Below are 12,518 nucleotides of genomic sequence, written 5' to 3' on the forward strand. Positions count from 1 at the left end.
GGCGCGACGGCCCCCGCCGCGCGCCGGCGCGCCCGCGCGAGCTGGACGCGCAGATCGAGCAGCGCAACCGCGACCGGTACGCGCAGCGGCCCGAGAAGAAGACACCGAAGACCTTCCCGGGCGCCGAGCAGGAGGGCGAGCGGTTGCAGAAGGTGCTGGCCCGCGCGGGCATGGGCTCGCGGCGGGCGTGCGAGGAGCTGATCGAGCAGGCGCGTGTCGAGGTCAACGGCGAGATCGTGCTCGAACAGGGCATGCGGGTCGACCCCGCGCATGACGAGATCAAGGTCGACGGGCTGACCGTGGCGACCCAGTCGTACCTGTTCTTCGCGCTGAACAAGCCCGCGGGCGTGGTCTCCACCATGGAGGACCCGGACGGCCGCCAGTGCCTCGGCGACTACGTCACCAACCGCGAGACGCGCCTCTTCCACGTCGGGCGGCTCGACACCGAGACCGAGGGCATCATCCTGCTCACCAACCACGGCGAGCTGGCCCACCGCCTGACCCACCCCCGCTACGGCGTGAAGAAGACCTACCTCGCCGCGATCCAGGGGCCCCTGCCGCGCGACCTCGGCAAGCGGCTCAAGGACGGCATCCAGCTGGAGGACGGCTACGCGCGCGCCGACCACTTCAGGGTGGTGGAGAACACCGGCAAGAACTACCTCGTCGAGGTGACCCTGCACGAGGGCCGCAAGCACATCGTGCGCCGCATGCTGTCCGAGGCGGGCTTCCCCGTCGACCGCCTGGTGCGCACGGCCTTCGGGCCGATCCCGCTGGGCGACCAGAAGTCGGGGTGGCTGCGCCGCCTCACCAACACCGAGGTCGGGATGCTGATGCAGGAGGTCGACCTGTAGGCGCCCGGCCGCCCCGCACCGCGGGGCGCGCCGTCCGAGGGCCCGCGGCCGTCACGGCCGCGGGCCCTCGCGCGTTCCCGAGGGGGTCTCCCCGCCCCTTGCCAGACCCCGCCGTTCTTATTATAGTCAACTTGACCATTAAGGGGGGCGGCCGAAAGCCGCGCCACGCACGGTCGGCGGGTCCGGGCCCACGGGGGTGGACCGGACCCGCACCGGCCGCGGCGAGACCACCCCCACGACCCCGGGGCGGAGCCGGAGACCGGAGAGCACGGTGACCGAAACACCACCCGCACGCACCGCTGACCCGGCGCACAGCGCGCCCGAGGGCTACGACCCCGGCGCCTTCGAACCGTTCGCCGTCACGGTGGACCTCGCCGTCTTCACGGTGCGCGAAGCCCGCCTGCACGTGCTGCTCGTCCGGCGCGGCGAGCAGCCCTACCGCGACCGCTGGGCCCTCCCCGGGGGCTTCCTCCACCCCCGGGAGTCGGCGGAGGCCGCCGCGCGGCGCGAACTGGCAGAGGAGACCGGCCTCGCGCCCGAAGGGCCGTACGCACCGCTCCACCTCGAACAGCTGCGCACCTACAGCGACCCGGACCGCGACCCGCGGATGCGCGTCGTGTCCGTCGCGTACGCGGCGCTCGTACCGGGGCCGCTGCCCGAGCCGCGCGGCGGCGGCGACGCGGCACACGCACGCTGGACCGCGCTCGCCGAGGCCCGCGGACTCGCCTTCGACCACGACCGCATCCTCGCCGACGCCCACGACCGCGTCGGCGCCAAGCTCGAATACACCGGCCTCGCCACCGCGTTCTGCCCGCCCGAGTTCACCCTCGGCGAGCTCCAGCAGGTCTACGAGACCGTGTGGGGCGTCACCCTCGACCGGCCCAACTTCCGCCGCAAGGTCCTCGCCACACCCGGCCTCGTCACCCCGGCGCACGACGGCACGCGCAGGACCGGCGGACGCGGCAAGCCCGCCGTGCTCTACCGGGCGGGCGGCGCCGCCGTACTCCACCCACCGCTGCTGCGGCCCGAACGAAGGACCACACCATGACCCCGACAGGGACCCGCACCCGCGGGGCCGCCACCGCCGTGCTCACCGGCCTCGCGCTCGGCGACGCCCTCGGCTTCCCCACCGAGTTCGACGACGTGCCCGCCATCCTCGCCAAGACCGGGCCCTGGCGCGAGATGGAGCTGCCCGTCCCCGCCCTCGTCACCGACGACACCCAGATGACGCTCGCGCTCGGCGACGCGCTGCGCGCCACCCTCACCCACGGGCCGCTCGACCCGGACCGGCTCGCCCTCGAAGCGGGCGACGCCTTCGTCCGCTGGTACCACGACCCCGACAACAACCGCGCGCCCGGCGGCACCTGCCTCGCCGCGTGTGCCACGCTCGACGCCCTCGACCGGCCGCGCGAGCCGTGGCAGCGCGCCTCCCGCACCGGCTCCAAGGGATGCGGCGCGAACATGCGGGTCGCACCCGTCGCCCTCGTACCGGGCACCACCGCCGCGCAGCGGGCGGGCGCGGCGCAGGCGCAGGCCGCCCTCACCCACGGCCACCCCACCGCGCTCGCCGCCTCCGACCTCACCGCCCACGCCGTCCACCTGCTCGCCAGGGGCGCCGACCCCGCGGGCCTCGTCGGCAGGCTCCGCTCGTACGCCCTCGACCACCGCACCCGCTACCACCACGCCTGGCTCGGCGACCTCTGGTCCCTGGCGGGCGATCCCACCCCCGAGGCGTACACCGCCCGCGGCTTCGACGAGTGCCTCGCGGCGCTCGACCGGCTCAGGGCCGCCCTGGCCGACCCGTCTCCCGAGACCGACCCCTGCCTCGCCACCGGCGACGGCTGGATCGCCGAGGAGGCCCTGGCCACCGCCCTGCACTGCTTCCTGCTCTTTCCCGGCGACCCCCTCACCGCCCTGCGCAGGGCCGCCTGCACCCGCGGCGACTCCGACTCGATCGCCTGCCTCACGGGCGCCTTCGCCGGCGCGCACCTGGGCCCCGCCGCCTGGCCGGCCGACTGGAGCGACCGCCTCGAGTACCGCGCCCGGCTGCGGGACCTCGGCCGCCGCTGGGACGCCTGAACGGCCGCGACTCCATCAGGCGCCGCGCCGCGGGCCGTCTCGCAGGGCGGGCGCAAGGACCCGCCGTGTGCCCCGGACACTAGGCTGGACCAAGGAGACGATCACCAAGGAGCACGTTGTGGCGGTACGAGCGGTTCGTGGAGCGGTCCAGCTGGAGCAGGACGAGGCGAAGCACATGGGCGAGCAGGTGAAGCAGCTGCTCACCGCGATCCTGGAGCGCAACGCCCTCACCGCCGACGAACTCATCAGCATCTGGTTCACCGCCACCCCCGACCTCCACAGCGACTTCCCCGCCGCAGCCGCGCGCGACCTCGGCATCGTCGACGTCCCGCTGATCTGCGCCCAGGAACTCGACATCGCGGGCGCCATGCCCCGCGTCGTGCGGATCCTCGCCCACGTCGAGTCCGACCGCCCCAAGTCCGAGGTCTCCCACGTCTACCTGGGCGCCGCCGCGGCCCTGCGCAAGGACATCGCCCAGTGAGGACCGCCCTGGTCATCGGCACCGGGCTGATCGGCACCTCGATCGCGCTCGCGCTCAGCGCCCGCGGGGTCACGGTGCACCTCTCCGACCACGACCCCGGGACCGCGCGCACGGCCGCCGCGCTCGGCGCGGGCACCGAGGCGCCGCCCGAGGGTCCCGTCGACCTCGCCGTGATCGCCGTGCCGCCCGCCCATGTGGCGGCCACCGTGGCCCGCGCCGTGCGCGGCGGGCTGGCCCGCGGCTACCTCGACGTGGCGAGCGTCAAGGGCGGCCCCCGCCGGGAGCTTGAGGCGCTCGGCCTCGACCTCGACTCCTACCTCGGCACCCACCCCATGTCGGGCAAGGAGCGCTCGGGGCCGCTCGCCGCGACGGCCGACCTCTTCGAGGGCCGCCCCTGGGTCCTCACCCCCGGCCGGGGCACGGACACCGAGGTGCTCAACCTCGCCCTCGAACTGGTCTCGCTCTGCCGAGGGGTGCCGGTGGTGATGGACGCGGACGCGCACGACCGCGCGGTGGCCCTCGTCTCGCACACCCCCCAGCTGATGTCGTCCATGGTCGCCGCGCGGCTGCGGGACGCCGAGGAGTCCGCCGTGCGCCTGTGCGGGCAGGGCATCCGCGACGTCACCAGGATCGCCGCCTCCGACCCCGGCATGTGGATCGACATCCTCACCGCCAACCCCGGTCCGATCGCCGACGTGCTCTCCGGCATCGCGGGCGACCTCCAGGACACCGTGCAGGCCCTGCGCGCCCTCGAATCCTCCGACGAGGACAAGAGGCAGGGCGGTGTCCGACTCGTCGAGGACCTGCTGCGCCGCGGCAACGCGGGCCGCAGCAGGGTGCCGGGCAAGCACGGCGCCGCGCCCGCCGCGTACGAGGTCGTCGCCGTCTTCGTCACCGACCGCCCCGGCGAGCTGGCCCGCATCTTCGCCGACGCGGGCGAGGCCGGGGTCAACATCGAGGACGTGCGCATCGAACACGCCACCGGCCAGCAGGCCGGCCTCGCCGAGCTCACCGTCGAGCCCTCCGCCGCCCCCCTCCTCAGCGCGGCCCTGCGCGAGCGCGGCTGGTCGATCCGGCAGTAGCACGGGACCCGCGCCCCGGCCCGCGCGGCCCGGGGCCGGGGCGGAGGGCCAACGGGCCGAGCGCGTGCGCGGGCCGATCCGGGCAGTCGGTAACCTCTACGGGGAACGTGTTCGGGCCCGCGCCCCGCCGGGCGCGTTCCGGCCCGCAGCAGCGCGCCCCCGTAACCGCGTCAGCCAGGAAGGTGTCCGTCCCCGTGGAAACCGCCGCACAAGCCGCACCCGCCGCCCCCGCGACCGGTCCCGCGGTGATCGTCGCCATCGACGGCCCCTCGGGCACCGGCAAGTCGAGCACCTCGCGGGCCGTCGCCGCACGGCTCGGCATGAGCTTCCTGGACACCGGCGCGCAGTACCGCGCGATGACCTGGTGGATGACCGGCAACGGCGTCGACGTCTCCGACCCGTCGGCCGTCGCCGCTCTCGCGCGCAAGCCCGCCATCGTCTCAGGCACTGATCCGAAGGCCCCCACCATCACCGTCGACGGCGCCGACGCCTCGGGTCCGATCCGTACGCCCGAGGTCACCGCGAACGTCAGCGCGGTCAGCGCCGTGCCGGAGGTGCGCGAGGTCATCACGGGGCTCCAGCGCTCCATCGCCGCGTCCGCGCCCCACGGCATCGTCGTCGAGGGCCGCGACATCGGCACGACCGTCCTGCCCGACGCCGACGTGAAGATCTTCCTCACGGCCTCGGCCGAGGCCCGTGCCGCCCGCCGCAGCGGCGAGCTCGGCGCCACCACGGGCGCGGCCGTCGCCGCCACCAAGGAGGCCCTGATCCAGCGGGACGCGGCCGACTCGACCCGCAAGGCCTCCCCCCTCGCCAAGGCGGCAGACGCCACCGAGATCGACACGACGGACCTCACCCTGGCCCAGGTCATCGACCGCATCGTCGCGCTGGTCGAGGAGAAGCGGGCCGCCAAGTGAGCACGTCCGCAAGGCCCCGCGGGCGCCGCGCCGTGGCGTCGGAGCGCGGCGCCGCCTTCGGCAGGGGGCTCGGCATCGGCCTGATCAACGGCCTGTGGAACGCCAGGGTCCTCGGCTCCTGGCGGGTGCCCGCGCAGGGTCCGGTCATACTGGCCGTCAACCACTCCCACAACGTCGACGGGCCCCTGGTGATGGGCCTCGCGCCCCGGCCGGTGCACTTCCTGATCAAGAAGGAGGCGTTCGTCGGGCCGCTCGGCGCCTTCCTGCGCTCCATCGGCCAGCTGAGCGTGGACCGCCAGGCGGTCGACCGAGCCGCCATAATGGACGCGTTGGACGTGCTCGCCGACGGCAAGGCGCTCGGGATATTCCCCGAGGGCACCCGGGCGGGCGGCGACTTCGGGGCGCTGCGCGCCGGACTCACGTACTTCGCGGTCCGCTCCGGCGCGCCGGTGGTGCCCGTCGCGGTGCTGGGAAGCTCGGAGCGGCCCGGCCGGGTGGTACGGGCGCTGCCCCCGATACGCGGCCGGGTCGACGTCGTCTTCGGCGACCCCTTCCAGGTCTCCTCGGGCGGGCGCACCCGCGCCGCACTCGACGACGCGGCCGTGCACGTCCAGCAGCAGCTGACCGGCCACCTGAAGGCCGCGCGGCAGCTCACCGGCCGCTGAAACCGCGCCGGGCCCGCCCGTCCCCTCGCGTGGACGGGGCCGGGGCCGGGCACGGGGCCGCAGGCCGCACACGGGTGCGGCCCGCACCACCGGTGGCGCGCCCTCGCGCTGCCACCGATCACGACGGATGAACGAGGTACGCACTTCTCATGGACGACCAGACCACAGCCGGCTCGGGCGACGAGCACGGTGAGCTCGGCGACGCCGAGTACGCGGAGTTCATGGAGATCGCCGCGCAGGAGGGCTTCGACCCCGAGGACGTCGAGGGCGCCATCGACGAGGCCGGCCACGGCCCGCTGCCCGTCGTCGCCGTCGTGGGCCGCCCCAATGTCGGCAAGTCGACGCTCGTCAACCGCATCATCGGCCGCCGCGAGGCGGTCGTGGAGGACCGCCCCGGTGTCACCAGGGACCGGGTGACGTACGAGGCCGAATGGGCGGGGCGCCGCTTCAAGGTCGTCGACACCGGCGGCTGGGAGCAGGACGTGCTGGGCCTCGACGCCTCCGTCGCGGCCCAGGCCGAGTTCGCGATGGACGCGGCCGACGCGGCGGTCTTCGTGGTGGACGCCACGGTCGGCGCCACCGACACGGACGGCGCCGTCGTACGGCTGCTGCGCAAGGCGGGCAAGCCGGTCGTGCTCTGCGCCAACAAGGTCGACGGCCAGAGCGGCGAGGCCGACGCGGCGATGCTCTGGTCCCTCGGACTCGGCGAGCCGCACCCCGTCTCCGCGCTGCACGGGCGCGGCACGGGCGACATGCTCGACGCCGTGCTCGACGCGCTGCCCGACGCGCCCCGCGAGACCTTCGGTGCCGCGGTCGGCGGACCGCGCCGCATCGCGCTCGTCGGCCGCCCGAACGTCGGCAAGTCGTCCCTGCTGAACAAGCTCGCGGGGCAGGAGCGCGTGGTCGTCAGCGACATCGCGGGCACGACCCGCGACCCGGTCGACGAGCTCATCGAACTCGGCGGGACGACATGGAAGTTCATCGACACCGCGGGCATCCGCCGCCGGGTCCACATGCAGGAGGGCGCCGACTACTACGCGTCCCTGCGCACCGCGGCCGCCGTCGAGAAGGCGGAGGTCGCGATCGTCCTGATCGACACCAGCGAGTCCATCAGCGTCCAGGACCAGCGGATCATCACGATGGCCGTGGAGGCGGGCCGGGCCCTCGTCATCGCGTACAACAAGTGGGACACGCTGGACGAGGAGCGCCGCTACTACCTGGAGCGGGAGATCGAGACGGAGCTCGCGCAGGTCGGCTGGGCGCCGCGGGTCAACGTGTCGGCGCGCACAGGGCGCCACATGGAGAAGCTGGTCCCGGCGATCGAGACGGCCCTCGCGGGCTGGGAGACCCGGGTGCCGACCGGCAGGCTCAACGCCTTCCTCGGCGAACTCGTCGCGGGCCACCCGCACCCGATCAGGGGCGGCAAGCAGCCGCGCATCCTCTTCGGCACCCAGGCGGGCACGCGGCCGCCCAGGTTCGTACTGTTCGCTTCCGGGTTCATCGAGGCCGGCTACCGCAGGTTCGTGGAGCGCAGGCTCCGCGAGGAGTTCGGCTTCGAGGGGACCCCGATCCACATCTCGGTGCGGGTGCGGGAGAAGCGCGGCCGCAAGAAGTGACCGGCGGGGGTGTGGGGGAGGGCGGTGGTTTGGCCACCGCCCCCCCACACCCCCTCTGGATGTCCCCCTGCGGCTCAGGAGGAGCGGCGGGGCCCCGGCGGCAGCGCCGCGGCGGCGTGCCGCGCGGGCCGCGGGGGCTGCTGGGGGTCGCGCTGCCACTGCCCCTGGTGCACGGGGCGCTCCCCGTACCTGTTGAGCTGGCCAGGCCTGGGGACCGTACCGATCCCGAAGGCCGTGAAGCCGAGGTCCTCCTCGCCGCTGCGGTCGCCGGGCAGGGCTCTGAACGACCTCAGGTACTCGGAGTACAGCGCGTCGTAGATCGGCGTGGTGCTGTACCCGTCCACCAGGTCCTGCGCGGGGCGCATCGAGGGGAGATGGGCTCGGGTCGTTTCGTATGGCTGCACATACCGCCCAACGACCCCGGGACCGGTGGGATGCGGGCTGTCGTCCGTTATTGTCCGGGTTTTCGCCCGGCGGCGGCCGGAGACCGCCTCCGCGGCGCGCGGGCCCGCCGGGTGCGGCGCCGTCACGTGCCCGCCAGCGGCATCGCGGCCGCGACGAGGCGGCCGTCGGCCGCCGCCTTGTCGAGCGCGTCCCGCAGCAGGTCCTCGCGCGGCTGCTGGCCGATGGAGCCGACCGGTGCGGCGAACACCAGGACCGTGTTCGACTTGTTGGCCTCCGCCCGCCAGCCCTCGGTCACCTGGAGCGGCTGGTGCGCCTGCCACCACGCCACCTGGCCTCCGCCGTTCGGCCCCGGCTGGAGCACCGCGTGCAGCTGGCCCATGGCGAGCAGCACCGACCAGCCGGGGAGCGCCGGGGGCACCGACGACAGGTCGGCGACCGGCTGGAAGCCCTGCTCCACGAGGAGCTGGAGGAACTGGTCGGGGCCCGTGGTGCCGGGCCGCGCGATGGGCGCCGTGGGCTCCACGACCAGGGCGGGGTGCAGATCGCCCTCGATCAGCACGAGCCCGCTGGTGACCCCGAGGACCGCCTGCTCGCCGGGGGCCGGCGCGGCGGGCGCGGCGGGCGCGCCGCCCTCTGCGCCGGTGATGGACCGCACTGCTCCCTGGAGCTGGTCCTCCGCCACCTGCACCACCTGGGAGGGGATGCAGGAGGCGTGGGCGAAGGCGAGGACCGCGGTCTCCTCGCCGACGAACAGCACCGTGCTCGTCCGCTCCTGCTCCGAGTCGCCGGGGGTGCGGCAGGAGGTGCAGTCGTAGCTGCCCGGCGAGTTCTCGCCTGCGAGCAGCCGGTCGGCTTCTTCGTCGCCGATCTCGGCACGTACGTCTTCACTGACGTCGAGCATGCGCGGCACGGGTGGCTCCTCGAACTGGTACGTGGGGCCGGGCTGTTCCCGGCTCATACGAAGACAACGGGCGACCCGTCGCCGGGGTCACGCACGCGGCGCGCGCGAAATCGAATCTCCGGGGGAGCCGGCCCCCGGCGTGGGCGGCGGCGCGGGCGGCCGCGTCCTCGTGGGCGCGGGCCGGGGGCGGGGCGCCCGCTGCCGCACGGGGCGCGGGGGCCCTCGCGGGGCACCTGCCCACGCCTCTCCACGGCTGCTCCGCACGGTGTTCGAAAATCAGCGTTCCCTTGTTATCGGGTATTACCGGGTATTCACCGGGTCCCGGAAAAACATCATGGACACCCGTGCGGGAAGCCCTGGAATTCACCGCGGCGTCGGGTGCACGACATTCCGGGGAGTGCGCAGGACGGGAAGAACCACGTCTCTGTGATTACGGTCCGCGAGGCATCGGGATTCTGTGACAGAAGTGTGACTCCGGTGGGCCGAAAGGGGGGGGGCCGGGCGCGATCGCCGCCTTCCCTCCGGGGGGTACGGACACCTACGGTGAACCCATGGCACACACTTCAGGATCGCCGCAGGGCCAGGACGACGCCCCCGAGACCTATGTGGGCCTCGACGCGGGGGCCGCCGAGCGCAGGGCGCGTGAGCGGGGCTGGACCACCGTGCGCGCGCTGCCGCCCGGTTCCGTCGTGACGCTGGAGTTCCGCGAGGGCCGGCTGAACTTCGAGGTGGACGGGGGCACCGTGACCCGCTGCTGGCGCGGCTGACGCCCGTACGGATGTCGGCCGCCCCCGTACGCGCCCGGGAGCGCGGCCGGTACGCAGCACGAAAGGCGGCGCGCGCCGCGGATCTGTCCGCGCCGCGCGCCGCCTTCCTGCCCGCCGTGTGCGTACGCCGGGGTGCTCAGCCGCCCGTGACCTGCCGGGACTGCGGGGGTCTGCGGCCGCCCGCCGGGGTGATCGGGGAGTGGTCCGAGCGCACCGGGTGGTGCGTCCTCGACTGGGCGAGGGTCCCCGTCCCCGTGCCGCCCGAGGGGCACGCCGGGGGAGCGGCGGGCCCGCGGCCCGCGCCGACCGGCTTGCGCGGCTGCTCGTCCTCGTCCCCCGCGGCCGGACGCAGCGGTGGCTGCCCCGGGCGCACGCCGCCCGGGGCGCGTCGCGCCGCTCTGCGGTAGGCGCGCCAGCGGTCGCGGACGCCGAAGATCGCCAGCTCCGCGCGGCCGATCACCGGCTCGAACCAGGGCATGGCCAGCAGGATCAGCAGCCCGGCTGCCCAGCCGAGCAGCACGTCGCTGACCCAGTGCGTGCCGAGGTAGACCGTGGTCGCGCCGACACCGAGGGAGAGGGCGGACGAGCCGAGGGAGAGATAGCGGCGGGTCCGCGGGGTGGTGGCGAGGTAGGCGAGGATGCCCCAGGTCACGACCGCGTTCGCGGTGTGGCCCGAGGGGAATATGTCCCCGCCGGAGAAAAGCTCGGGCGAACCGATCTGCGTCGCGTAGTGCGGCCCCTGCCTGCCGAGCCCCAGCTTGACCGCGCCGACGGTGGCGTTCAGCAGGAGCAGGGAGGCGCCGAGGACGAGCAGCGGCCTGAGCGTGTGCTGCCGCCAGGACCGCCAGCCGAGCCAGGCGGCGATCATCACGGCGGTGGGACCGCGCTGCCCGAGGACCACGAAGTAGTCGAGGAACGCGTGCAGCCCGGGCCACTGCTGGTAGGGCCGGAAGAGCATCGTCTTCCAGTCCAGTGCCACCAGCCAGGAGTTGGTGAGCACGGCCGCGACGATGACGACGTAGAACGCCAACGTCGCCCCGAAGAGGGCCGTGCGGGTGGGGCTCATCCGCGGCGGCTCTATCTTCGGCGGCTCCGGCTCCCGGTCGAGGCGGGCAAAGATGTCGGTACGCACCTAATCGACGTTACAGCGAGTGAGTGTGTGTACAGGTCGCTCAGGTCTCTTTGTGATGACGATGTGATGTGGAGTATGTCTCAGATCACGGTTTATCCGGTGCGGTTCCCGAAATCCAGTTGATCTTGTTCTTATTTATTCTGCACGCAGCAGGCCTCCCCATACGCGCGCCGCTCGGAATTCGTTCACCGGGGGGCCGCTCGGAATTTCCCGGCCGCTCGGCTGCCGGAGGGCCGGTGGTGCGGGTGAGGCGAGCGGGGCCGCCGGGGCCCTCGGGGCCGCCCGGCGGCGGCCCGCTGTGGACGCCCGGCCACCCGGGCCCGTAACCTCACCGGGCCGTGACCAGCACGGCCGGTTTCCAGGTGCCGCCGGAGGTAAGCCCATGTCCCAGCCGTCCGCCGCGAAACGCCCGCCGTTCGACCCGGGCGACCCGATCGGTATCGACGACCTGCTCGGACCCGAGGACCTGGCCGTCCGCGACACCGTGCGGGCCTGGTCGGCCGACCGGATCCTGCCGGAGGTGGCCGACTGGTACGAGCGCGGCGAACTGCCCGGCGTACGGGAGCTGGCCCGTGAGCTCGGCGGCCTCGGCGCCCTCGGCATGCACCTGGAGGGGTACGGCTGCGCGGGGGCGAGCGCCGTGCAGTACGGCCTCGCGTGCCTGGAGTTCGAGGCCGCGGACTCCGGCATCCGCTCGCTCGTCTCCGTGCAGGGCTCGCTCGCGATGTACGCGATCCACCGCTTCGGGTCCGAGGAGCAGAAAGAGCGCTGGCTGCCGCCGATGGCGGCGGGCGAGACGATCGGCTGCTTCGGCCTCACGGAGCCCGACCACGGCTCCGACCCGGCCGGGATGCGCACCCGGGCCAGGCGCGACGGGGGTGACTGGGTACTCGAAGGGCGCAAGATGTGGATCACCAACGGCAGCGTGGCCGGCGTCGCCGTCGTCTGGGCCGCCACCGACGAGGGGGTGCGGGGCTTCCTGGTGCCGGCGGACACGCCGGGCTTCTCCGCGCCGGAGATCAGGCACAAGTGGTCGCTGCGCGCCTCGGTCACCAGCGAACTCGTGCTCGACGGCGTACGGCTGCCCGCCGACGCGGCGCTGCCCGGGGTACAGGGTCTCGGCGCCCCGCTGAGCTGTCTGAACCAGGCGCGGTACGGGATCGTGTGGGGCGCCATGGGCGCGGCGCGCGCCTGCTTCGAGGCGGCCCTCGGCTACGCGCGCGAGCGCGAGCAGTTCGGCAGGCCCATCGGCGGCTTCCAGCTCACCCAGGCCAAGCTCGCCGACATGGCGCTCGAACTGCACAAGGGCATCCTGCTCGCGCACCACCTCGGGCGGCGGATGGACGCGGGGACCCTCAGGCCCGAGCAGGTCAGTTTCGGCAAGCTGAACAACGTCCGCGAGGCGATCGGGATCTGCCGCACCGCACGGACGATCCTCGGCGCCAACGGGATCTCCCTCGAATACCCGGTGATGCGCCACGCCACGAATCTGGAGTCCGTGCTCACCTACGAAGGGACGGTGGAGATGCACCAGTTGGTGCTGGGCAAGGCGCTCACCGGTCTCGACGCCTTCCGCTGACGCGCGCCGCGGGCGGGCCCGCGTCCTCGCGGTGCTCCGGTGT

13 protein-coding genes are annotated in these 12,518 nt (G+C 74.0%); 10 read left to right on the forward strand and 3 right to left on the reverse strand.

Features of this window, described 5'->3' with window-relative positions:
- The 8 genes from ABEA77_RS29840 to der form a co-directional block, all read left to right on the forward strand.
- A partial coding sequence (locus ABEA77_RS29840) for a pseudouridine synthase (RefSeq protein ID WP_345654414.1) occupies positions 1 to 851 on the forward strand: 851 nt, incomplete at its 5' end.
- A gap of 271 nt (positions 852 to 1,122) precedes the next feature.
- Complete coding sequence (locus ABEA77_RS29845; protein ID WP_345654417.1) at positions 1,123 to 1,899, forward strand: NUDIX hydrolase; 777 nt, start codon at positions 1,123 to 1,125, stop codon at positions 1,897 to 1,899.
- Positions 1,896 to 2,930 carry an ADP-ribosylglycohydrolase family protein gene (locus tag ABEA77_RS29850; protein ID WP_345654420.1) on the forward strand — a complete coding sequence of 345 codons (1,035 nt, stop codon included), beginning with the start codon at positions 1,896 to 1,898 and terminating at the stop codon, positions 2,928 to 2,930. Before ABEA77_RS29845 ends, ABEA77_RS29850 begins: the two co-directional genes overlap by 4 nt.
- 118 nt (positions 2,931 to 3,048) lie before the next feature.
- Positions 3,049 to 3,411, forward strand: coding sequence for a chorismate mutase (gene aroH / locus ABEA77_RS29855; RefSeq protein WP_345654478.1), 363 nt, complete (start codon positions 3,049 to 3,051; stop codon positions 3,409 to 3,411).
- The gene (locus tag ABEA77_RS29860) at positions 3,408 to 4,493 is read left to right on the forward strand and encodes a prephenate dehydrogenase (RefSeq protein ID WP_345654423.1); all 1,086 of its coding nucleotides are present in this window, start codon (positions 3,408 to 3,410) and stop codon (positions 4,491 to 4,493) included. Before aroH ends, ABEA77_RS29860 begins: the two co-directional genes overlap by 4 nt.
- Before the next feature lie 182 nt (positions 4,494 to 4,675).
- Complete coding sequence (gene cmk, locus ABEA77_RS29865) at positions 4,676 to 5,410, forward strand: (d)CMP kinase (RefSeq protein ID WP_425588416.1); 735 nt, start codon at positions 4,676 to 4,678, stop codon at positions 5,408 to 5,410.
- Positions 5,407 to 6,075, forward strand: a complete 669-nt coding sequence (locus ABEA77_RS29870) for a lysophospholipid acyltransferase family protein (protein WP_345654428.1) — start codon at positions 5,407 to 5,409, stop codon at positions 6,073 to 6,075. Before cmk ends, ABEA77_RS29870 begins: the two co-directional genes overlap by 4 nt.
- A 149-nt stretch (positions 6,076 to 6,224) precedes the next feature.
- Positions 6,225 to 7,691 carry a ribosome biogenesis GTPase Der gene (gene der, locus ABEA77_RS29875; protein ID WP_345654431.1) on the forward strand — a complete coding sequence of 489 codons (1,467 nt, stop codon included), beginning with the start codon at positions 6,225 to 6,227 and terminating at the stop codon, positions 7,689 to 7,691.
- Between the two features lie 74 nt (positions 7,692 to 7,765).
- Here the strand turns inward: der and ABEA77_RS29880 are convergent, their stop codons facing one another.
- Together ABEA77_RS29880 and ABEA77_RS29885 are read right to left on the reverse strand one after the other, a co-directional pair.
- Positions 7,766 to 8,056, reverse strand: coding sequence for a hypothetical protein (locus ABEA77_RS29880; RefSeq protein ID WP_345654434.1), 291 nt, complete (start codon positions 8,054 to 8,056; stop codon positions 7,766 to 7,768).
- Between the two features lie 161 nt (positions 8,057 to 8,217).
- Complete coding sequence (locus ABEA77_RS29885) at positions 8,218 to 9,006, reverse strand: hypothetical protein (protein ID WP_345654480.1); 789 nt, start codon at positions 9,004 to 9,006, stop codon at positions 8,218 to 8,220.
- A gap of 542 nt (positions 9,007 to 9,548) precedes the next feature.
- Between ABEA77_RS29885 and ABEA77_RS29890 the strand changes: the two genes are divergently transcribed.
- Entirely contained in the window at positions 9,549 to 9,764 is a 216-nt protein-coding gene (locus tag ABEA77_RS29890) for an I78 family peptidase inhibitor (protein ID WP_345654437.1), read from the forward strand.
- Between the two features lie 136 nt (positions 9,765 to 9,900).
- Here ABEA77_RS29890 and ABEA77_RS29895 read toward each other — a convergent pair whose 3' ends face one another.
- On the reverse strand, positions 9,901 to 10,896 hold the full coding sequence (locus ABEA77_RS29895; protein WP_345654440.1) for a phosphatase PAP2 family protein: 996 nt from the start codon (positions 10,894 to 10,896) through the stop codon (positions 9,901 to 9,903).
- Positions 10,897 to 11,278: 382 nt separating this feature from the next.
- Here ABEA77_RS29895 and ABEA77_RS29900 point away from each other — a divergent pair, with 382 nt between their 5' ends.
- On the forward strand, positions 11,279 to 12,475 hold the full coding sequence (locus ABEA77_RS29900; RefSeq protein WP_345654443.1) for an acyl-CoA dehydrogenase family protein: 1,197 nt from the start codon (positions 11,279 to 11,281) through the stop codon (positions 12,473 to 12,475).
- Positions 12,476 to 12,518: the final 43 nt, after the last annotated feature.

This window comes from Streptomyces tremellae (genome assembly GCF_039540215.1).
In the GTDB taxonomy this organism is placed as follows: domain Bacteria; phylum Actinomycetota; class Actinomycetes; order Streptomycetales; family Streptomycetaceae; genus Streptomyces; species Streptomyces tremellae.